The sequence below is a fragment of the Mycobacterium sp. NGS50 genome, from assembly GCF_059812545.1.
The window spans coordinates 1-19975 of record NZ_JCALCW010000037.1 but is presented as its reverse complement, the minus strand read 5'-3'; the positions used below and the strand labels follow the sequence as shown (position 1 = coordinate 19975).

Below are 19975 nucleotides of genomic sequence, written 5' to 3'. Positions count from 1 at the left end.
GTCATGGCTGACTTCAAGTTCAATTCCGGCTTCTTCGAAAGTCTCTCCAAGGGGTTTCGAGTCCCACTCGATGGAACCGAGCATGATGCGATCCACAGCGTTCGACAGCAGCTCAGGGATATGGGTCTCACGGTCGACGACGCCGAGATTGTGAGAATCGTCCACGAGGCGCGAAGCGGCGCGCTAGCGTCCCCCGATATGTGGGAACTCATCCAGCCTTCTAATGCGCAGACCTTTCTGCGGAATCCGTCGGATGCTAACCGTTACAGCGTGGTGGTCAGAAGCCCGACGATCCGCAACAGTGAGCACGAGGCTAGCTTCGCTGTCGTCCACGCAAGGGCCCAGGTGAAGTTAGACACCTTCAGCGCCATGGGTGTCGACAAGACCTTCGATATCACTTGGCACAACCAGCAAGACGAGTCGGACGATCCGCAAAACTGGAGCACCGAACTCTACTGATCCGGGACCAGGAGCAGGCTCGGTCACCCCAATTCGTTGAGTATCTGATGGCACCGAAGATCATCGAGAAGGCGCTCGCTACCCACCCGCAATGCGGAAAGGATGCGCCATACACGCTCGTGGACCGCAACGGCGATGGCGAGGTGGTCGACCGCGTGTGGATATGCCCCCGGTGCGGAAGGTGCGTCGATGAGACGTCTACGAGCGCTAGTCCCTGAGCGCAGGTGATGGCCTAGCGTGCCCAACCGTGGACACACTTTGGACACAAACTTGCGTCGGCGACCGACAGCCAGCGTTGACTGTCGTGACGCGTTCTCCCAGTTAGAGCCATATTCAGCCTCCTTCGGAAAGCCCCAGACTGTGCGCGCGGCTGTGGGCTACTGCATCGGCGTGCTCCAGGCGGCCCCGGCATGAGGAGTGACACAGGTCGGCCAACCCTCTAAGCTAGTCGTCTAGATGTGGTGGCGGGAGGCGGGTAAGTGCTCGAACTTGGTCAGGTCGATCGGACCGTGGACAGCCCGCCCTATCGGCAGATCGCGCACATGCTGCGCGAGGCTGTCCGCTCAGGCCGACTAGCCCCCGCAGAACGGCTGCCGTCGGAGACCGAGTTGATCGAGCATTTCGGTGTGGCGCGTATGACAGTCCGGCAAGCGGTCCAAGAGCTTCGTGCCGAAGGGCTGGTGATCGCCGAGCGCGGTCGCGGTGTGTTCGTCCGCCCGGCGCCTCAGATCCAGCGCGTGGCGTCCGATCGATTCGCACGGAAAAGCCGGACCGACGGCACCGCCTTGACGGTCGAAACCGAAGACTCTGTGCACTCGCTGCAAACCGACAGGAGTGTGGTTTCCCGCGAGAAGTCGAACCCGCTTGCGGCCGAACGTCTTCGAGTGCGCGCGAACGCTAAGGTCGTCGTGTGGTCGAGGCGGTACCTCATAGATGGGCGACCCGTTGAGACAACGGTCTCCTACCTGCCGTTGGCGGTCGCCGACGATGCGCAAATCGAGGAGGCCGATCTCGGGCCCGGTGGCATCTATGCCCGCCTGGAAGAAAGTGGGCACCCACTCGCCCGCTTCACCGAGGAAGTCACCGCGCGGATGCCCACCCCCGAAGAACGCCGAGAGTTGCAGCTGGAATCGGGAGTTCCCGTCCTGAGCGTGCTGCGGACCGCCTACGGCACCAACGACGTGGCCGTTGAAGTCTGTGCCAGCGTCAAGGTTGCCTCCGCCTATGTGCTCGAATACGAGTTCCCAGCTCACTGAACCACACCATCCCGGGTCGCCTGGATCAGAACGTCCACCCCTGCTGCGTTCGGGCACTGGTGCAACTCGGACTGCATCCCGAAGAACCGCGCCATCCGTTCAGCCCAGCCGGGACCACGTAGACGCCGGTCATGATGTGGGTCCCTGCGTCGCCCTCGTCGAGTCTCTCAAGACGCTTTGGCCGGTGTGGCAAGTCTTTTGATCCCAGCCGAAACACGGCCTACGCCGCTCCGCGGCTCCGGCCCTGTTCCGCCTGGCCGTTCAGGCGAGGTTGCGCGAGGTGGGTGGGTCCGTCTCCTGGGGGCGAGCGGGGTTCTGGCTGCGGTTTGATGGTTGCCGGGCATTGAGTGAAATGATGATGCCCAACCCCACTCACAAGTAAGCGTGTTCTTGCCCGATGCCGGGCTGAACCGCACTGATCTACTTCGACTCTCCCCCTTGAGTTCTCACGTCGCTACATCTCGGATAATCAATCGCCGCGATACGTTGCACTGCTCTAGATAACTAGGTATGATGAACCTATATAGAGCAGTTCCCGAGAGGCTTGACCAATGCTTATGCCGAAGGCGCCCCAGCAGGGGGTTTTCGCACACCGCAGGTGTGTCCACGCCGACCACTGGCTCCATAAGCCAATTCGTTCTGCCACAAGGCGATACGAACTTCTGGGCCGTACGCAGACAGTGCCCGGCCGGAGCTGAGGACATCGCCATGACAATCCTCAATACCAACCCCGCGACCGCCGTATTTCCGGAGCTGCTGACGGCCGAGCAGGTCGCTGACTTGCTTGGCGTGTCCACGGCCACCGTCAGCCGCTGGGGCGCGATGCGCGACCAGGGCCAGGAAGTGGGACCACCGTGCTACGCACTTTCTGATCGGATAAGACGTTGGGAAGCAGCCGAAGTCCGCACATGGCTGCACCGGGTGCGACGCTAATGGCCGGCGCAGCACCTCCCGGAATCCGAAAGCGGACCAACGCCGCCGGCCAAGCCCGCTATCAAGTGCGCTACCTGGTGCACGACTCCACCTCACCGTCCGGGTGGGTGGAAACCTCCTCGACATTCGCCACGCTGCGAGAAGCCCGGGCATTCAAGGCCGACCGCGATAGTGAAATGGCACTTGGAACCAGACGTTTCGATCCGCGCCTCGGCCGGGTCCGCCTCTCGGCGATCTGGACGCAATACAGCGCAACGAAACGCCCCGCCGTATCCCCCAAAACGTGGAGCGGTTACACCCAGCACTGGGAGCTACGCATCGGCCCACGCTTCGGCCATGTCCCTGTCGATGAGATCAGCCGCAGGGATATCCAGGCCTTCGTCAACACCCTGACCGTCGGCCCCTGGGCCAAGATCTCCACGCTGCGGCTCCTGCGGTCGATACTCGACATGGCACGCGAGGAGGGCCGGATTCACAGTAACCCGGCACAGGGCGTATCGGCAGGACGGTTGCCGGTACGGGAACGCCATCGTTACCTCACCACCGCCGAAGTTACGGCCCTGGCCGCGGCATGCGGTGAGCAAGGCGACGTCGTCACGGTCCTGGCCTACACCGGACTGCGGTGGTCTGAGCTGGTGGGCTTGCGCGTGGGTGACATCGACTTGGCGGCACGCAGACTCTACGTGCGCCAAGCCGCACCCGAGGTCGAAGGACACATCATCGTCGGCCCGCCGAAAACCCGGGCGGCCGTGCGAACCATCCCGCTCCCCCAGGTCGTCGTCGATCTTCTCAAGGCGCGCATCGCCGGCCGTGAGCCGGCCGAGCAAGCCATCACATCACCCAACGGCGGCTTCCTGCGATCCAACAACTGGCGCCGCCACACCCACTGGTCGCAAGCATTGCAGAAGACGCACATCGCGCCGTTGACGATCCACGAGCTACGGCACACCTACGCCAGCTTGGCCCGGGCCTCGGGCGCCGATCTGCGCTACGTCCAAAAGACCATGGGCCATTCGACACCCACCGTCACCGCCAACATCTACAGCGATCTGTATTCCGATGAGCTCGACCAGGTGGCGGTCAACCTCGACCGGCTCCACGCGTCGGACGGGACTAACTCGAACCGGCAGGAACCGGATACACCGAATCAGCGGTAGAGTGCCGTCGCCGCATCCATGGGCGTCAACACTGGCGGCTACGGCCGCCGGTCCAGCAGTAGCGTGAGGGTCGCCGGCGCCCGGCGGAGAATATCGAGATTCAGCTTCCAGCCGGTTCGCGAGGTGACCCACTCCCCTTCGTCCCGCATCACGTGGCGAACGGGTACCCGGCGGTTACCGGCCCAATTCGACGCGGTCGCCGGTCCCATGAAGTCCGCGATAATACGGCGTGTGCGCACTGCATCCTGGAAGCCGACACCGGCGCCAGTCACAAAGCAGGCGAACGGACAGAAACCGGACACGCCGCATCAGCGAAAGTGTGGCATCACCGCGTCCGTGCAGATCAAACCCTGTGGTCCCGACTGGGATCGAACCAGTGACCTTCCGCGTGTGAGGCGGACGCTCTCCCGCTGAGCTACGAGACCCGATGAACGAGGTCGAAGACTAGCACGCCGACAGTGGTCAGCCCCAACGCGCAGGCCAAAATACGCGCGACGCGCCGGTCGGACGGGGCGAGTTGTGCTGCTTGACATCGGTGGACTAGTGTCGTGCATCGCGACGGGCGACGATCTCGCCCGTGGCACGCGGATGTAGCGCAGTTGGTAGCGCATCACCTTGCCAAGGTGAGGGTCGCGGGTTCGAATCCCGTCATCCGCTCGGAGGATGCAAACTGGCATCAGCCCAGCGGTGGAGTGGCCGAGTGGTGAGGCAACGGCCTGCAAAGCCGTGCACACGGGTTCGATTCCCGTCTCCACCTCCACGAATATTTCCCCGGCGCGGTTAGCTCAGCGGGAGAGCGCTTCCCTGACACGGAAGAGGTCGCTGGTTCAATCCCAGTACCGCGCACCACGTGTGACCTGCGCGAACAGTCGAATATCGACGGTAAGCGGCAAGCGGCCCCAATGATCGGTGGCGGCTGATCGACGACGTCGACACGGCAGAGATCATTCACGACTGAACGAATCCTCGAGGCTTGTCGCCGCCATCTCATACACTCCCCCACGATGAGGGACTGGAGGCCATTTCGCGCTGGATCCGGCGGCGGCCCGCCACACGGTGCGGACCGGCCACAGGAGCCAGAACCAGCCGTCGCAGGACCAGCAGAATCCGAGCCGCCAGCACCGGCGACGACCGAACCACCACCGCTATCGGCAGCCAAGGGCCACATCGCGCTCAATAAGATCGTTCTGAGTGCGTCCGGATTGTTGGCCCTTCTCTTGCTCATCATTTTTGCGGTCGGAAACTACAACAAGACAACCGCCAGCGAGGGCTACTTGGTGGCCCAACCGGCGCTAGTACAACTGGATTGGATCCCGATCAAGGGACGAGCACCAAAAACTGGCTACCAACGCAGTCAATTCGGGCGGCCGTGGACCGACGATGCCGATGTCGAAGGCGGCCACAATCACTGCGACACACGTAATGACATCCTTCGACGTGACCTGTCGAACGTCGTCACCGATGGTGCCTGCGTAGTCTTGTCCGGCGTCCTCCGTGACCCGTACACGGGGCGATACATCTCGTTCAACCGAAGCGAGGGCACCGACGTCTTGGTGCAAATCGACCACATAGTGCCGTTGTTGGACGCCTGGCAGAAGGGCGCTCAGGCGTGGGATTCCGCGAAACGTGTTCAATTCGCCAATGACCCGTTGAATTTGCTTGCCGTGGGAGGTCAGGCCAACCGAAGGAAGAACAGCGGTGACGTTGCAACGTGGCTGCCCGATGCCGATGATTTCCGCTGCACCTACGTGACGAAGGTGGTCGACGTCAAAGTTAAGTACGGCCTGTCGATGACCCAGTCCGAGCACGACGCTGCAGCTCTGATCCTAAGCAAGTGCCAGCTTGCCGCCGGCCCATCATCGGCGCCGCTGCCCTCAACAGGACGCATCCCGTCCGGATCGGCGATTCTTACCAGCACATATCGAGGTTGACGGCGCCATGTCGTGGCGCCCATGAACTCCACGTTCTTGTGGATTCACGTGTCACCGCTGATCAGCGGGCAGGACACGACACGCACAGGCCCGGCGATCAGCCCGCCGGAATCAGCTGCACCCGGCCGGTGTGGGCCGGGACGGAATTCGGGCGCGCCGTCCACACATCACCCGCCAATGCCCCCGGCAGACCGGCCTCGGAAGCCACGAACACCGGCTCCACGCCGCGCACCGCCTGACGGTGAAAGTCGTTGAGCGCAGCGAACGCCCACCGGCCCAGTCGGCAGATCGCGACCAGGTTGACGATCGCCATCAGCGCCATGCCGATATCGGCGAGCTCCCAGACCAGCGATAGCTTGGCCATCGCCCCATACGCGACCGCGATCAGCGTCCACACCCGCAGCGCATGGATCATCCGACTCTTGGCGCCCAGGAACACCAGATTGGCTTCCGCGCAGACGTAGCCGCTGATCACCGAGGAGAACGCGAAAACGAACACCACGGCCGTCATCACGCTGGTGCTCCACGGCCCCAGCCCGACTGCTACCGCGGCCTGGGTCAGGCTGGCGCCGGCGACCGCACCGGCTTGCCCCGGGTCGTAGACATCCGGCCCGGCCACCAGCACGATGAACGCCGTCGCGGTGCAGACCACCATGGTGTCGACGAACACGCCGAGTGACTGAATCAGCCCCTGCTGCACCGGATGTGAGACGGCCGCGGTCGCTGCGACATTAGGGGCACTGCCCATCCCGGCCTCGTTGGCGAACAAGCCGCGTTTGACGCCGTTGAGCATGGCGGCCGCCAGCCCCCCGCCGAAACCGCCTGCCATCTGCCGGATTCCGAACGCGCCGCCGACAATCTGCTCGATCACCCCGGGCAGGCTGGTGATATTGGCCAACACGATCGCGCCTGCCAGCGCCACATAAACCAACGCCACCATCGGCAGCACGACACCGGCGACGCGGGCGACCCGTCGCACCCCGCCGAACAGCACCGGCGCGGTCAGCACCACCAGCACCAGCGTCGTCCATCCCGATCCAACCGAATGCGACGACCGCAGAACGTCACTGACCGCGTTGGCCTGCACCATGTTGAACGCGACGCCCGAGGTGAAGACCAGCAACACGGCGAAGACCACACCGCCGGCCGGCGACCCCAGCCCACGCCGGATGTAGAACGCCGGGCCGCCCCGGAAACCGCCATCGGCGGTGCGGACCTTGAAGATCTGCGCCAGCGTCGCCTCGATCAGCGCCGTCGCCATCCCCAGCGCCGCGGTCACCCACATCCAGAACACCGCGCCCGCGCCGCCGAGGGTGAGGGCGACGGCCACCCCCGCGATGTTGCCGGTACCGACCCGCGACGCGAGCCCGACGCAGAACGCCTGAAAGGACGAAACCTCGCCGTCGTGGCCGCAGGACCGACGCAACTGGCCGATCATCCGCGGAAAATAGCGGACCTGGACGAAACGCGTGCGCACCGTGAAATAGATGCCCGCACCGATCAGCAACGCCAACAGCACGTACGTATACAGAAATCTGCCCAGCGGACCGAGGAACTGCTGCGCAAGATCGTCCATATTCACTTTCTTCAACGACGGCGGATCGCACCGGGCGATCGGGCCATCCTCCGCGCGTTCTAGGCGATTTACGGCGACGAATCGATAACGAATCGACCACCGCCGCGCGTCGTTATCGTCAACCATCAGTTGACGAACCGATGTCGTCAACCTATCGTTGACGCCATGGTTGATTCCGCTCCCGACCCGACTCCCATCGGCTATCCCGTCCGCCTCGACGACCTGATCAACGGCATCAAGCAGGTACACCCCGACGCATTGGACCAACTCACCGACGCCGTACTGGCTGCCGAGCACCTCGGCGAGGTGGCCGACCACCTGATCGGCCACTTCGTCGACCAGGCCCGTCGTTCCGGGGCGTCGTGGACCGAGATCGGCCGGTGTATGGGCGTCACCAAGCAGGCCGCACAGAAGCGCTTCGTGCCCCGGCCCGAAGCCGCACCCCTGGACCCCGAGCAGGGCTTCGGCCGGTTCACCCCGCGAGCCCGCAGCGCGGTGGTGGCGGCCCAGAACGCCGCACACGAGGCGCGCAATCCCGAGATCACGCCGGATCACCTGGTGTTGGGGATGCTCAGCGACCCGCAGGCGTTGGCCACCGCGCTACTGACCGCGCAGCACATCGGCGCGCAACACATCCGCGCAGCGGTGACACTGCCGCCTGGCGGCGACGACCCCGGCACGCTGATCCCGTTCAGCGGCCCGGCGCGCAAAGCCCTCGAGTTGACCTTCCGAGAAGCACTTCGGTTGGGCCACAACTACATCGGCACCGAACACCTGCTGCTGGCGCTGCTCGAGTTGGAGGACGGTACCGGGCCGCTGCACCGGGCCGGCGTCGACAAGCAACGGGTCGAAGCCGATCTGCACACCATCCTGCAGTCGATCGTCGTCACCGCCAAGACCGACCCCACCTGACGGTCGGCCTTCCACTGACCGGGACATTGTCGTCCGCACCCGCCGGGCGATGTGCCATCATGCGACAGTCAGTGACACCAAACCGAAGAAGGCAATGATGCAGCGCTGGTGGCTGGCCCTGGTGGCCCTGTTCATCCCGATTGCCGCGACCATCGTCGTCGCACCGCAGGCGACCGCCCAGGACGCGCCGATCGGCCGCCTCGGCGACACCCTGCGGGTCGAGTACAACGACCCGGCGTTCGGCAAGATCGTCGCCGATGTCGCCGTCCACGACGTGCTGCCGGTCGAGGAGCCGCCGGGCTGGGGCTGGAACGGGACGCCGCGGTGGCGGGCCCAGGGTGGGCCCTGGCGTGCCGGGGTAACCGTGCACACCATCTCCGCCCCCAACCCCTACACCATGTCGGTGGCGTTCACCTTCGACGGTGTGACTCCGGGTGCCGACGCCTACGTGTCCAAGCACACCGACGCCCCCGATTCGCTGGAGAACGTGCTGACCAATGCGCCGGCCGGGGCCACCGTCAACGGCGGTGTCTACTGGGACGTCTACCGCGGACTGGTCACCAACGTGGTGCTGCTGGACAAAACCAACGGCACCCACCTGGCTCAGTGGAACTTGTGAGCCGCGGCGGTCAACGCCAGCAGCCGTGAGGTGGCCCGCAGGTACTTCTTGCGGAAACCACCGGCCAGCATCTCCGCGCTGAAGATGCCGTCCAGCTTTGCCCCCGAGGCGACCACCGGGATACCGGCGTCATAGAGCCGGTCGGTCAACGCCACCAATCGCAGCGCCACGTTCTGGTCGTCGATGGCGTGCACGCCGGTGAGGAACACCGCGCTCACCCCTTCGATCAGGGTGAGGTAGCGCGACGGGTGCATGGTCGCCAGATGATCACACAGCGCGTCGAAGCCGTCCACGGTCGCCCCCGGCACCCCGTCGGCCTGGGCCAGCACCTGCTCGTCGGACAGCGGCTCGGGGGCCGGCGGCAGGTCGCGGTGCCGGTAATCCGGCCCTTCGATGCGCACCGTGGTGAAAATCTGTGCCAGCGTATGTATTTCACGCATGAAATCCTGCGCGGCGAAGCGGCCTTCGCCGAGCTGCTCGGGCAGCGTGTTCGAGGTGACCGCCACCGACACCCCGCGCTCGACCAACTGCGACAGCAGCCGGGAGATCAAGGTGGTGTTACCCGGGTCGTCGAGCTCGAACTCGTCGATGCACAACAGGGTGTAGTCACCGAGCAGATCGATGCATTCGAGGAAGCCGAACACCCCGGCCAGCTGGGTGAGTTCCATGAACGTCGCGAACACCCGGCGCTGTTCGCCCATCTGGTGATACGCCGAGGCCAGCAGGTGGGTTTTGCCGACCCCGAAGCCGCCGTCGAGGTAGAGCCCGAGGCCGGGCAGCACCTCCCGCTTGCCGAACAGTTTCTTGCGACCAGCCCGACGTTGCACCGCCTCGGTGCAGAACGCGGCGCAGGCCTGCACGGCCGCGGCCTGACTGGGCTCCGACGGGTCGGGCCGGTAGGTGGCGAAACTCACCTCGGTGAAGGTGGGAGGCGGTGTGAGCTGGGCGATCAGCCGTTCCGGTGAAACGCTGGGATGCCGATCGACCAGATGTCCTATTTGAGCGGAACCGGGGTCATGCATGCAGGAACTGTAAACACGTGCTGCACTGATGGTCATGGAGGTCGCGCAGTTGGGGTCGGTACGGCGCATCGACGCCGACACCGATCACGCCGAACTAGCCCAGCTCTACGCCTACCCCACCGATGTGCAGCGCAGCTGGGTGCGGGCGAATTTCATCAGCAGCCTGGACGGTGGCGCCACCGCCGCGGGGCGGTCTGGAGGACTGGCCGGGCAGGGCGATCGGGTGGTGTTCGGTCTGCTGCGCGCGCTGGCCGACGTGATCGTGGTCGGCGCCGGCACGGTGCGTGTCGAGAACTACGGCGGTGCGCGGCTCAGCGTCGCGCAACGCCGGGATCGCCAGGCCCGCGGGCAATCCGAAATCCCACAGCTGGCCATCGTCACGAAATCCGGTCAGCTGGACCGGGATATGCGGGTGTTCACCGACACCGAAGTGCCGCCGCTGGTGCTGACCTGCACAGCGTCGGCGGCACCGACCCGGCGGGCACTGGCCGGGGTGGCCGAGGTGCTGGATTGCTCGGCGCGAGACCCCGGGCAGGTTGACGAAGCCACCGCGGTGGCGACACTGGCCGGGCGGGGACAGCGTCGGGTGCTGACCGAAGGCGGTCCGATGCTGCTGAGCTCGCTGATCGAGAACGAACTCCTCGATGAGCTGTGCCTGACGATCGCCCCGTGTGTGGTCGGCGGCACCGCACGCCGGATCGCGACCGGGCCGGGGCAGGTGCTGACCCAGATGCGCTGCGCCCACCTGCTCAACGACGACGCCGGCTACCTCTACACCCGCTATGTGAAAGAGGCCTGACGGCGCCGATGCGCGCCGGACCGGCGCGAGGAGAAGCCGGCACATCCAGTACCGACGGCGCCGATGCGCGCCGGACCGGCGCGAGGAGAAGCCGGCACATCCAGTACCGCGAGCGCAGTCGCTAGTGTGGTCGCATGCGCGCCACATCCGCCACCGTCCTGCTCGCGGCGGGCGTCTTGTTGGCGGGCTGTGCGCCGCTGGGCCTGGCCGCTGATCCCCGGTTCGCCACCGACTCCGGCGCCGGCCCGCAGGGACAGCCCGCCACCACCGCGCAGACCAGCGGGCCGCCGCCGATCGAAGCCCCCAAGAACAAGCTGACCTGGAAGGACTGCACGTCGCGGGTGTTCGCCGGCGCCGCGGTCCCGGCGGCGCCCGGCATCAAGTTGGACTGCGCCAGCTACGACGCCGACCTCGACTCGCTCAACGGTGCCTCCGGATCGATCAACATCGGTGTGGTGCGTGCCCGGTCGGTGAAAACCCCCGAGGATGCGGGGCCGCTGGTGCTGACCACGGGTTCAGACCAGCCGACGTCGCTGCAGCTGCCGGTGTGGCTGTCGCGCGCGGGAGCAGACGTGCTGGGTGGGCACCCGATCGTCGCCGTCGACCGCCGCGGCATGGGCATGTCGAGCGCGGTGGACTGCCGCGACACCTTGGAACGCCAGGACATGTGGGATCAGGCCCAGTTCGATGTCGGCGACGACCCGGTGGCCAACCTGGGCAACATCACGGTGGGTGCCACCACCAACTGCACCGACACCATCTCCCCCGGCGACTCCGCCTACGATTCCGCCCACGCCGCCGAGGACATCGAACGGTTGCGGAGCCTGTGGGACGTGCCGCAGCTGGCGCTGATGGGCGTCGGCAATGGCGCCGAAGTGGCGCTGGCCTACGCCGCGTCGCACCCGACCAAGGTCGCCCGGCTGATCCTCGACTCCCCCAACCCGCCGGGGGTCGCCGCCGAGTCCGCGGCCGAGCAGGCGGTCAAGGGGCAACAGGGCGCGCTGGACGCGTTCGCCGCCCAGTGTGCCGCGATGAACTGCGCGCTGGGGCCCGATCCGAAGGGCGCCGTCGACGCGCTGCTGGCCGCCGCCCGGTCCGGCAACGGACCCGGCGGGGCATCGACGGCCGCGGTGGCCGACGCCATCACCGCCGCGCTGGGCTATCCGTCCGGCGACAGCGCCGGCACCACGCTGAACCTGGCCAACGCACTGGCCGCGGCGCGCTCCGGCGACGCCAACCTGCTGACCAACCTGATCAACCAGGCGCACAACGGCCGTGACACCGACGGCCAGTTCATCAACTCCTGCAGCGACGCGGTCAACCGCCCGACCCCGGACCGTGTCCGAGAACTGGTCGTGGCCTGGGGCAAGCTGTACCCGCAGTTCGGTACCGTCGGCGCGCTCAACCTGGTGAAATGCCTGAACTGGCCGAGCAGCTCGGCGCCGCAGCCGCCCAAGGACCTCAAGATCGCCGTGCTGCTGTTGGGCGTGCAACACGACCCGATCGTCGGCGATGAGGCGGTCGCCGCGGCCGCCGCGACCATCATCAACGCCGGCACGGCCAGCAAGCGGGTGATGTGGCAGGGCACCGGCCACGGTGCCAGCATCTACTCGTCGTGCGCGGTCCCGCCGCTGATCGGGTATCTGGACAGCGGCAAGCTTCCCGAGACCGACACGTTCTGCCCGGCCTGACGCCGCCTGCGGAACTTCGGACCGCCGAGCGAGAAGCCAAGTTCACACCCGGCGCCCAACGTGAAGCCAACTTCACCCTCGGCCGCCGATCCTGACCGGTGAGCAGCCACCCGCTCGGTATAGGGTGCGCTGGTGACGGCTGTTGACTCGTTCCGTACCGCCATTCTGGCCGCATTTCGTCCCCGCACCAGCGCACCGAGCACCGCGACCCTGCTGCGTTCGATTCTGTGGCCGGCCGCGATCCTGTCGGTGATCCACCGCAGCGTGGTGTTGACCACCAACGGCAACATCACCGACGACTTCAAGCCGGTGTACCGCGCGGTGTCGAACTTCCGGCACGGGTTGGACCTGTACAACGAGCATTTCAACTATGTCGATCCGCATTACCTCTACCCGCCCGGCGGCACCTTGCTGATGGCGCCGTTCGGGTATCTGCCGTTCGCGGAGTCCCGATACCTGTTCATCCTGATCAACACGATCGCCATCCTGATCGCCGCCTACCTGCTGCTGCGGCTGTTCGACTTCACCGTGACCTCGGTGGCCGCCCCGGCGCTGCTGCTGGCCATGTTCTGCTCGGAGAGTGTCACCAACACACTGGTGTTCACCAACATCAACGGGGTCATCCTGCTTCTGGAGGTGCTGTTCTTCCGCTGGCTGCTGGACGGCAAACCGGGTCATCAGTGGTGGGCCGGCGTGGCGATCGGGCTGACCCTGGTGGTCAAGCCGGTGCTGGCGCCGTTGCTGCTGTTGCCGCTGCTCAACCGGCAGTGGCGGGCGCTGGTGCCCGCGATTGGGGTGCCGTTGGCGTTCAACGCGGCGGCCTGGCCGCTGGTGCCCGACCCGATGGACTGGATCACCGGCACCCTGCCCTACATGCTGGGTACCCGTGACTACTTCAACAGCTCGATCCTGGGCAACGGGTTGTTCTTCGGCCTGCCGCCCTGGCTGATCCTGTTCCTGCGGATCGGATTCACGCTGCTGGCCGCGGCCAGCCTGTGGCTGCTGTACCGCTACTACCGGGTGCGCGACCCGCGGTTCTGGCTGCTGACCAGCTCCGGGGTGCTGTTGGTGACGTCGTTCCTGGTGATGTCACTGGGTCAGGGCTACTACTCGATGGTGCTGATCCCGTTTTTGATGACGGTCGTGCTGCCCAACTCGGTGATCCGCAACTGGTTGGCGTGGCTGGGCGTCTATGGCTTCATGTCGTTGGACCGCTGGCTGCTGTTCAACTGGATGTTCATCGGTCGCCCGCTGGAATATCTGCGGATCACCTACGGCTGGTGCCTGATCGACATCGTGGTCTTCGTGGTGCTGCTGTACCGCTACCTGGACGCCAAGGCCGACAACCGGCTTGAGGACGGCATCGATCCGGTCTGGCTGACCGATACGGAAGAGCGCGTTAGCGTGGAGGCATGAGCACCCCGCAGCCGAAGGTTAACCTGAGCGACGACGAGTGGCGGCAACGGCTCAACCCCGCCGAGTTCGAGGTGTTGCGCCGTGCCGGCACCGAGCGCCCGCACACCGGTGAGTACACCAACACCAAGACCGAGGGCGTCTATCAGTGCCGGGCCTGCGGGGCCGAGCTGTTCCGCAGCACCGAGAAGTTCGAATCGCATTGCGGCTGGCCGTCGTTCTTCGATCCGTCCAACTCCGACGCCGTGGTGTTGCGGTCCGACGATTCGCTGGGAATGACCCGCACCGAGGTGCTGTGCGCCAACTGCCACAGCCATCTCGGTCACGTTTTCGCCGGCGAGGGCTACCCCACCCCCACCGATCAGCGCTACTGCATCAACTCGATCTGTCTGACGCTGGTCCCCTCCAGCTAGGCGGCGAGTCGGAAATTCTCGACGCCCCACTCGGCGTGTCACGTCGCAGAATTCCGGCTCGGCGAAGCAACCCGGTTAGGGCAGCGACGCGACCAGTCGCTCCACCTCGACGCGCGGGCCGGTGAAGAACGGGGTCTCCTCGCGGGTGTGCCGACGGGCGTCGGTGGCCCGCAGGTCCCGCATCAGGTCGACGATGCGGTCCAGCTCAGGTGCCTCGAACGCCAGGATCCATTCGTAGTCGCCCAGCGCGAACGCCGGCACGGTGTTGGCGCGCACGTCCTTGTATCCGCGCGCGGCCATCCCGTGCTCGGAGAGCATCCGGCGGCGTTCCTCGTCAGGCAGCAGATACCACTCGTAGGACCGCACGAACGGGTACACGCAGACGTAGGCGCCGGGCTCCTCACCGGCGATGAAGGCCGGGACGTGGCTCTTGTTGAACTCGGCCGGCCGGTGCAGCGCCACGCTGCTCCACACCGGTGTGCTGGCCCGTCCCAGCGTGGTGGTGCGCCGGAAGTCGGCGTAGGTGGCCTGCAACGACTCCACCTTCTCGGCGTGGGTCCAGATCATGAAGTCGGCGTCTGCGCGCAGCCCCCCGACGTCGTAGAGCCCCCGCACCACCACACCGCGTTCCTCCTGCTGTTTGAGGAACGTCCCGGTCTCGTCGATGACGGCGTCCCGCTGGTCGCCGAGAGCACCTGGGCGCACCTGAAACACCGAGAACATCAGGTAGCGGAGCGTGGAATTCAGTGCGTCGTAGTCGAGGCGGGTCATAGCTCCTATCGTGCCCTATATTGCCGAGCCGCCGCCGAGCAGCTCCGAGACCGCCCGGCCGGCCGTCGCGACGCAGGCCGGAACCCCGATGCCGTCGAGGTAGTTGCCTGCCAGCGCCACCGACGGAGGCAGCTCGGCGCGCAACTCGGCGACCAGCGCGGCATGGCCGGGCCGGTATTGCGGCATCGCGGAGACCCAGCGCCGCACGCACACGTCCAGCGGGTCGACATCGACGCCGAATACCGTCGCGATGTCGGCCACCGCCCACGACAGCAGTTCCTCGTCGGTGGCGCCCTGCGGGGTGTCGCCGAAGCGACCGAACGACAATCGCATCAGCTCCACCTTGTCGCCGTACCCCCAACTGCCCCATTTGCGCGACGTCAAGGTGATCGCCTTGGCCTGCAACCGTTCTCCGCTGGCGACCAGCACACCGGATTGGTTGGGCAGTGCGGTGCCCGCCGGCACCGCCAGGGCGACCAGCGCCGAGGTCGCACACCCGATCCGGCTCGCCACCGCCGCGGCCCGTGGAGCGAATCCGGTGGTCAGCCGGGCCAGATCGGGTGCCGGGACGGCCAGGATCACCGCGTCGGCGCGCCAGTGGCCGCCGGCGGCGTCCCGCATCGACCAGCCATCGGGGCTCAGGTGAATCCATTCCACCGCGGCCCTGATCCACTGCGGCCGGCTGCGGCGAACCAGTTCGTCCACCAGCACGCCGTAGCCGCCGTCCAATGCCCCGAACACCGGCCCGAGACGGTCGGCCGGCAGCGCGGTCCGGACCGCCTCGGTCAGGCTTCGGGCGCCGCGGTCCAGCGCGGCGGCCACGGTCGGAACCGCGGCCCGCAACCCGATCGTCGCCGCTGAGCCCGCGTACACCCCGGCCAGCATCGGGTCCACCGAACGGGCCACCACCTGCTCACCGAACCGATCGGCGACCACGGTCGCCACCGCCGGATCGTCACCGGGCCGCCAGTTCAGCGGGCGGGTGGGTTCGGCATCGATGCGGGCGCAGGTCGCATCGTCGACCAGCCCCGCGACCGAGCGCGCCGACGACGGAATGCCGTTGACGGTGTCCGGCGGCAACGGGTGCAGCCGGCGTTGGCTGTAGATCAGCGGCCGCACCCCGGTGGTCCCGATCTGCCGGCTCGCCAGCCCGAGTTCGGACAGCAATGCAGGCACCTCGGGCCGACGCACTACGAACGCTTCGGCGCCGACATCCATGTGGTACCCGCCAACCTGCTCGGTGCGCAGCACCCCACCCAGTCGGTCAGCCGGGTCGAACAGGGTGATGACAGCGTCGCCGCCGACCGCCAGACGCAGCCGGTACGCGGCAACCAGTCCTGAAATCCCGCCTCCGACAATGCAATACGACCGCTTCACAGCGAATGCACCAGCGCCACCAGATCGGTGAGAATGCCCGGGTCGGTCTCGGGAAGCACCCCGTGGCCAAGGTTGAAGACGTGACCGCAGACTCCGGCCTGCACGGCCCGGCGTCCGTCATCGACCACCGCCCGCGCCGCACGTTCCACCACCGGCCAGCCGGCCAGCAGTACGGCTGGGTCAAGATTGCCCTGCAGCGCGGTACCGGGCGCGACCCGGGCCGCGGCATCGGTCAGCGACGTCCGCCAGTCCACTCCGACCATCCGGTCCGGGGCCGGCCGCACCGCTTCCGACATCGCCCCCAGCAGCTCGGCGGTGCCGACCCCGAAGTGCGTCGTCGGCACGCCGGCGTCGGCCAGCGTGGCGAACACCCGGGAACTGTGCGGCAACACGTAGCTGCGGTAGTCGGCCAGTGACAGCGCACCCGCCCACGAGTCGAAGACCTGGATGGCGTCAACTCCGGCGGCCAGCTGGACACGCAGGAACGCGATGGTCAGATCCGTCAGCGACTCCATCAGGGCATGCCAGCATTCCGGGTCGGCCAGCATCATCGCCTTGGTTCGGGCGTGGGTGCGGCTCGGCCCGCCCTCCACCAGGTAGGAGGCGAGGGTGAACGGCGCACCGGCGAACCCGATCAGCGGCACCTCGCCGAGCGCGGCCACCAACAGCGACACCGCCTCCGAAACCGCCTGCACCGCCTGCGGGTCAAGCGGCTTGAGCGCCGCGACATCGGCCGCGGCGCGCACCGGTTCGGCGATCACCGGCCCGACGTCGGGCACGATGTCCAGGTCGATACCGGCACCGCGCAGCGGCACCACGATGTCGGAGAACAGGATCGCCGCGTCCACATCGTGGCGGCGCACCGGCTGCAGGGTGATCTCGGTGACCAACTCCGGGTCGAAACACGCCGACAGCATGCTGTGCTGGGCTCGAAGCGCCCGGTACTCGGGCAACGAGCGGCCGGCCTGCCGCATGAACCAGACCGGCGGACGCCCGGGGATGCGCCCGGCGATGGCGGCCAGATACGGGGACTCGGACAGATCTCGACGGATACTCATCGGGCTCCATGCTGCCACGACGTGATCGCAACCGATTCCAGTCCCGCAATACCGACATATCCGCTGGTAGTGGGTGGTTACCCGGCCGTGATCGAGCCGAATCGGCGCGCCTGCTCCCCTGTGTCGGCGGATGGGTCTAGCGTCAAATGTTGTGAGTTCCGCCGAACCGGCCCCCTTCCGCGATGCGGTTGCGGCGCTGAATGCTGCGACGGTGCGGCCGGAGATCGAGTTGGGCCCCATCCGGCCGCCGCAGCGTCTGGCACCCTACAGCTACGCGTTGGGCGCCGAGGTCAAGCACCCCGAAGGTGAGGGCGTCCCCGAACAGTCCGAGGGCGACGCCTTCGGCCGGCTGATCCTGCTGTACGACCCGGAAGGCTCGGAAGCCTGGGACGGCACCATGCGATTGGTCGCCTACATCCAGGCCGACCTGGATTCGCAGGAGGCCCTCGACCCACTGTTGCCCGAGGTGGCGTGGAGTTGGCTGGTTGAGTCTTTGGAGTCACGCACCGAGCACGTCACCGCGCTCGGTGGCACCGTCACCGCCACCACCTCGGTGCGCTACGGCGATATCGCCGGGCCGCCGCGCGGCCACCAGCTGGAGCTGCGGGCCTCCTGGACGGCGACCGCCCTCGACCTGGACACCCACGTCCAGGCGTTCTGCGACGTGCTGGAACATGCCGCGGGCCTGCCGCCGGTCGGGGTGACCGACCTGAGCTCGCGGCCCCGCGCCTGACATGTGCCAGGCCGACAGCACCGAAACCGAACCCACCCCGCTGCCCCACCCGGCGGGTGGTGTGCCGGATTTGTCGGTCACCGTCGAGCAGATCGCCGCAGCCGCCACGCTGCTGGACAGCGGTCACGGGCCGTTCGCGGTGGACGCCGAGCGGGCGTCGGGCTTCCGCTATTCCAGCCGCGCCTACCTGATCCAGATCCGGCGCGCCGGCGCCGGCACCGTGTTGATCGACCCGGTCAGCCACGGCGGGGATCCGCTGGACGTACTGCGGCCCGTCGCCGCGGTACTCAGCCAGGATGAATGGATTCTGCACGCCGCCGATCAAGACCTGCCATGCCTGGCCGAAGTCGGCATGCGTCCACCCGCCCTCTACGACACCGAGTTGGCCGGGCGGCTTGCCGGGCTGGAACGGGTCAACCTGGCGGCGATGGTGCAGCGCCTGCTCGGGCTGGGGCTGGCCAAGGGACACGGTGCTGCCGACTGGTCCAAACGGCCGCTCCCCGCGGAGTGGCTGAACTATGCCGCGCTGGATGTCGAGGTGCTGATCGAGTTACGCGAATCGATCGCCGGCGTCTTGGCGGATCAAGGCAAAAGCGCTTGGGCGGCAGAGGAATTCAATCATCTCAAGCGCTTCGAGGCACCGCCCACCCGACGGGACCGGTGGCGGCGCACGTCGGGTATCCACAAGGTGCGCAACCAGCGCGGGCTGGCTGCGGTGCGTGAGTTGTGGACCGTGCGCGATCACATCGCCCAGCGGCGCGACATCGCGCCGGGCCGGATTCTGCCCGATTCGGCGATTGTGGCTGCCGCGATCGCCGACCCCAAGACCGTCGACGACCTGGTTGAGCTCCCGGTGTTCGGCGGACGAAAGCAACGACGCAGCGCGAACACCTGGTTCGCCGCGTTGGTGACCGCCCGGGAGAATCCCGAACCCCCGGACAGCGTCGACACGCCCAACGGCCCGCCTCCGGCGGTGCGCTGGAGTAGGCGCAAGCCCGAGGCCGCCGCCCGGTTGGAGGCAGCCCGTGCCGGTCTGGCGGCGCTGTCCGAGCAGCTTTCGGTACCCGCCGAGAATCTCATCTCACCGGAGTTGGTGCGACGGCTGTGCTGGGACTGGACCGGGGCCCCCGATGCAGCCGCCGCCATCGATGCGGTCCTGCGCGAGGGTTCCGCCCGGCACTGGCAACGCGAGTTGGTGGTGCCGGTGCTGGCTACCGCGCTGGGCGACTAACCAGGCGAGCAGCTATCCAGGGGGCTTCGCACCGTGGTGGACGATGAAAATTTCACCGAGTGTGCGGATTGGTACCCAACACGCCGCCTCAGACTCAAGTGATCGCTGCAACACCTGATCGAGAGGTGTTGGTGCGGTATGGGTCACGAGACTGGGTTTCGGGGTCACGGTGTTCATCTCGGTGCCGAGGCGGCGTCGGTGCGCCAGCGGTTCTGGGAGCAGGTGAGATCGGGGCTTTCGCCGACGGCTGCGGCGACGGTGGCTGGTGTGGCGGGCGGGACGGGCCGCGAGTGGGCTAGGCAGGCGGGGTATCAGACCAACACCAAGCACTACGGCATCCGGTATTCGCGGCAGGTCAAGGATGTTTTTTGGCGCGGGTTGCGCTCGGGTGCGACGCCGGCGCAGGCCGCTGTGACTGCCGGCGTGTCAGAGCACACCGCTCGGCGCTGGGTCGATCAGGCTGGCTATGTGCCAAGAACACCGATTGTCGCTGTTGGAGAGCCTGAATTGCCGTCGCGGTTGTTGTCGTTTACCGAACGCTGCCGCCTGGAACAGTTGTTGGAGGCGGGCACCGCACCGGCTGAGGCGGCGCGCCTGTTGGGGCGCCATGCGTCCACGGTCTCC

At 66.8% G+C, this 19975-nt stretch carries 18 protein-coding genes, 4 tRNA genes and 1 pseudogene; 17 read left to right on the top strand and 6 right to left on the bottom strand.

All coding sequences use genetic code 11. The features are described 5' to 3' along the window. The first annotated feature begins 3 nt into the window (after positions 1-3). From AC5Y36_RS21615 to AC5Y36_RS21600, 4 genes are all read left to right on the top strand, one after another. The gene (locus AC5Y36_RS21615; protein WP_500043008.1) at positions 4-459 is read left to right on the top strand and encodes a hypothetical protein; all 456 of its coding nucleotides are present in this window, start codon (positions 4-6) and stop codon (positions 457-459) included. Between the two features lie 479 nt (positions 460-938). Further along, positions 939-1715 (top strand): GntR family transcriptional regulator, encoded by a 777-nt coding sequence (locus AC5Y36_RS21610; RefSeq protein WP_500043007.1) that lies wholly within the window; start codon positions 939-941, stop codon positions 1713-1715. 708 nt (positions 1716-2423) lie between these two features. Beyond that, positions 2424-2648 (top strand): helix-turn-helix transcriptional regulator, encoded by a 225-nt coding sequence (locus AC5Y36_RS21605; protein ID WP_500043006.1) that lies wholly within the window; start codon positions 2424-2426, stop codon positions 2646-2648. Next, positions 2648-3805, top strand: coding sequence for a site-specific integrase (locus AC5Y36_RS21600; protein WP_500043043.1), 1158 nt, complete (start codon positions 2648-2650; stop codon positions 3803-3805). The genes AC5Y36_RS21605 and AC5Y36_RS21600 overlap by 1 nt, the downstream gene beginning before the upstream one ends. A gap of 353 nt (positions 3806-4158) precedes the next feature. Here AC5Y36_RS21600 and AC5Y36_RS21595 read toward each other — a convergent pair. Then, a tRNA-Val gene (locus AC5Y36_RS21595) sits at positions 4159-4230 on the bottom strand. Between the two features lie 159 nt (positions 4231-4389). Here AC5Y36_RS21595 and AC5Y36_RS21590 point away from each other — a divergent pair. The 4 genes from AC5Y36_RS21590 to AC5Y36_RS21575 all read left to right on the top strand — a co-directional run bounded on the left by AC5Y36_RS21590 (position 4390) and on the right by AC5Y36_RS21575 (position 5736). Beyond that, positions 4390-4462 (top strand) — tRNA-Gly (locus tag AC5Y36_RS21590). Between the two features lie 29 nt (positions 4463-4491). Then, a tRNA-Cys gene (locus tag AC5Y36_RS21585) sits at positions 4492-4565 on the top strand. 14 nt (positions 4566-4579) lie between these two features. Further along, positions 4580-4654, top strand: a tRNA-Val gene (locus tag AC5Y36_RS21580). Between the two features lie 155 nt (positions 4655-4809). After that, positions 4810-5736: an HNH endonuclease family protein gene (locus AC5Y36_RS21575; protein WP_500043005.1), complete on the top strand. Its 927-nt coding sequence runs from the start codon at positions 4810-4812 to the stop codon at positions 5734-5736. Between the two features lie 97 nt (positions 5737-5833). Here the strand turns inward: AC5Y36_RS21575 and AC5Y36_RS21570 are convergent, their stop codons facing one another. Continuing rightward, positions 5834-7312 (bottom strand): alanine/glycine:cation symporter family protein, encoded by a 1479-nt coding sequence (locus AC5Y36_RS21570; RefSeq protein WP_500043004.1) that lies wholly within the window; start codon positions 7310-7312, stop codon positions 5834-5836. Positions 7313-7477: 165 nt separating this feature from the next. On the opposite strand from AC5Y36_RS21570, the gene AC5Y36_RS21565 reads away from it, so the two are divergent. Together AC5Y36_RS21565 and AC5Y36_RS21560 are read left to right on the top strand one after the other, a co-directional pair. Next, a complete protein-coding gene (locus tag AC5Y36_RS21565) occupies positions 7478-8224 on the top strand; it encodes a Clp protease N-terminal domain-containing protein (RefSeq protein WP_500043003.1) in 747 nt (248 codons plus the stop codon). Positions 8225-8321: 97 nt separating this feature from the next. Beyond that, positions 8322-8843 carry a hypothetical protein gene (locus AC5Y36_RS21560; RefSeq protein WP_500043002.1) on the top strand — a complete coding sequence of 174 codons (522 nt, stop codon included), beginning with the start codon at positions 8322-8324 and terminating at the stop codon, positions 8841-8843. On the opposite strand, the gene zapE is transcribed toward AC5Y36_RS21560, so the two are convergent. Next, a complete protein-coding gene (gene zapE / locus AC5Y36_RS21555; protein WP_500043001.1) occupies positions 8828-9901 on the bottom strand; it encodes a cell division protein ZapE in 1074 nt (357 codons plus the stop codon). The genes AC5Y36_RS21560 and zapE overlap by 16 nt on opposite strands. Between zapE and AC5Y36_RS21550 the strand changes: the two genes are divergently transcribed. From AC5Y36_RS21550 to msrB, 4 genes are all read left to right on the top strand, one after another. Next, on the top strand, positions 9900-10664 hold the full coding sequence (locus AC5Y36_RS21550; protein ID WP_500043000.1) for a pyrimidine reductase family protein: 765 nt from the start codon (positions 9900-9902) through the stop codon (positions 10662-10664). The two genes, zapE and AC5Y36_RS21550, sit on opposite strands and share 2 nt — an antisense overlap. A 134-nt stretch (positions 10665-10798) precedes the next feature. Continuing rightward, positions 10799-12355, top strand: a complete 1557-nt coding sequence (locus AC5Y36_RS21545; protein WP_500042999.1) for an alpha/beta fold hydrolase — start codon at positions 10799-10801, stop codon at positions 12353-12355. A 129-nt stretch (positions 12356-12484) separates the two neighbouring features. After that, the gene (aftC, locus tag AC5Y36_RS21540) at positions 12485-13771 is read left to right on the top strand and encodes an arabinofuranan 3-O-arabinosyltransferase (protein WP_500043042.1); all 1287 of its coding nucleotides are present in this window, start codon (positions 12485-12487) and stop codon (positions 13769-13771) included. Continuing rightward, the gene (msrB, locus tag AC5Y36_RS21535) at positions 13768-14181 is read left to right on the top strand and encodes a peptide-methionine (R)-S-oxide reductase MsrB (protein ID WP_500042998.1); all 414 of its coding nucleotides are present in this window, start codon (positions 13768-13770) and stop codon (positions 14179-14181) included. The genes aftC and msrB overlap by 4 nt, the downstream gene beginning before the upstream one ends. A 75-nt stretch (positions 14182-14256) precedes the next feature. Here the strand turns inward: msrB and hemQ are convergent, their stop codons facing one another. Genes hemQ through hemE form a run of 3 tightly spaced genes read right to left on the bottom strand, consistent with a single transcriptional unit; the run spans position 14257 to position 17387 of the window. Then, positions 14257-14952: a hydrogen peroxide-dependent heme synthase gene (hemQ, locus tag AC5Y36_RS21530; protein ID WP_500042997.1), complete on the bottom strand. Its 696-nt coding sequence runs from the start codon at positions 14950-14952 to the stop codon at positions 14257-14259. Positions 14953-14967: 15 nt separating this feature from the next. Beyond that, positions 14968-16329 carry a protoporphyrinogen oxidase gene (locus AC5Y36_RS21525; RefSeq protein WP_500042996.1) on the bottom strand — a complete coding sequence of 454 codons (1362 nt, stop codon included), beginning with the start codon at positions 16327-16329 and terminating at the stop codon, positions 14968-14970. Further along, positions 16326-17387 (bottom strand): uroporphyrinogen decarboxylase, encoded by a 1062-nt coding sequence (gene hemE, locus AC5Y36_RS21520; protein ID WP_500042995.1) that lies wholly within the window; start codon positions 17385-17387, stop codon positions 16326-16328. Before hemE ends, AC5Y36_RS21525 begins: the two co-directional genes overlap by 4 nt. 130 nt (positions 17388-17517) lie before the next feature. Here hemE and AC5Y36_RS21515 point away from each other — a divergent pair, with 130 nt between their 5' ends. From AC5Y36_RS21515 to AC5Y36_RS21505, 3 genes and pseudogenes are all read left to right on the top strand, one after another. Then, the gene (locus AC5Y36_RS21515) at positions 17518-18120 is read left to right on the top strand and encodes a DUF3000 domain-containing protein (protein ID WP_500042994.1); all 603 of its coding nucleotides are present in this window, start codon (positions 17518-17520) and stop codon (positions 18118-18120) included. A gap of 1 nt (position 18121) precedes the next feature. Further along, positions 18122-19351, top strand: a complete 1230-nt coding sequence (locus AC5Y36_RS21510; RefSeq protein ID WP_500042993.1) for an HRDC domain-containing protein — start codon at positions 18122-18124, stop codon at positions 19349-19351. Between the two features lie 198 nt (positions 19352-19549). Then, positions 19550-19975, top strand: a pseudogene (locus tag AC5Y36_RS21505) (IS30 family transposase); the annotation flags it as partial.

What these genes read in the sequence shown, in the direction of transcription:
- AC5Y36_RS21550 (WP_500043000.1), top strand. Translation starts at nt 9,900, where the DNA reads ATGGAGGTCGCGCAGTTGGGGTCGGTACGGCGCATCGACGCCGACACC.
- AC5Y36_RS21615 (WP_500043008.1), top strand. Translation starts at nt 4, where the DNA reads ATGGCTGACTTCAAGTTCAATTCCGGCTTCTTCGAAAGTCTCTCCAAG.
- AC5Y36_RS21560 (WP_500043002.1), top strand. Translation starts at nt 8,322, where the DNA reads ATGCAGCGCTGGTGGCTGGCCCTGGTGGCCCTGTTCATCCCGATTGCC.
- AC5Y36_RS21570 (WP_500043004.1), bottom strand. Translation starts at nt 7,312, where the DNA reads ATGGACGATCTTGCGCAGCAGTTCCTCGGTCCGCTGGGCAGATTTCTG.
- AC5Y36_RS21510 (WP_500042993.1), top strand. Translation starts at nt 18,122, where the DNA reads ATGTGCCAGGCCGACAGCACCGAAACCGAACCCACCCCGCTGCCCCAC.
- AC5Y36_RS21600 (WP_500043043.1), top strand. Translation starts at nt 2,648, where the DNA reads ATGGCCGGCGCAGCACCTCCCGGAATCCGAAAGCGGACCAACGCCGCC.
- hemQ (WP_500042997.1), bottom strand. Translation starts at nt 14,952, where the DNA reads ATGACCCGCCTCGACTACGACGCACTGAATTCCACGCTCCGCTACCTG.
- AC5Y36_RS21545 (WP_500042999.1), top strand. Translation starts at nt 10,799, where the DNA reads ATGCGCGCCACATCCGCCACCGTCCTGCTCGCGGCGGGCGTCTTGTTG.
- msrB (WP_500042998.1), top strand. Translation starts at nt 13,768, where the DNA reads ATGAGCACCCCGCAGCCGAAGGTTAACCTGAGCGACGACGAGTGGCGG.
- AC5Y36_RS21515 (WP_500042994.1), top strand. Translation starts at nt 17,518, where the DNA reads ATGGGTCTAGCGTCAAATGTTGTGAGTTCCGCCGAACCGGCCCCCTTC.
- AC5Y36_RS21575 (WP_500043005.1), top strand. Translation starts at nt 4,810, where the DNA reads ATGAGGGACTGGAGGCCATTTCGCGCTGGATCCGGCGGCGGCCCGCCA.
- AC5Y36_RS21565 (WP_500043003.1), top strand. Translation starts at nt 7,478, where the DNA reads ATGGTTGATTCCGCTCCCGACCCGACTCCCATCGGCTATCCCGTCCGC.
- AC5Y36_RS21605 (WP_500043006.1), top strand. Translation starts at nt 2,424, where the DNA reads ATGACAATCCTCAATACCAACCCCGCGACCGCCGTATTTCCGGAGCTG.
- hemE (WP_500042995.1), bottom strand. Translation starts at nt 17,387, where the DNA reads ATGAGTATCCGTCGAGATCTGTCCGAGTCCCCGTATCTGGCCGCCATC.
- zapE (WP_500043001.1), bottom strand. Translation starts at nt 9,901, where the DNA reads ATGACCATCAGTGCAGCACGTGTTTACAGTTCCTGCATGCATGACCCC.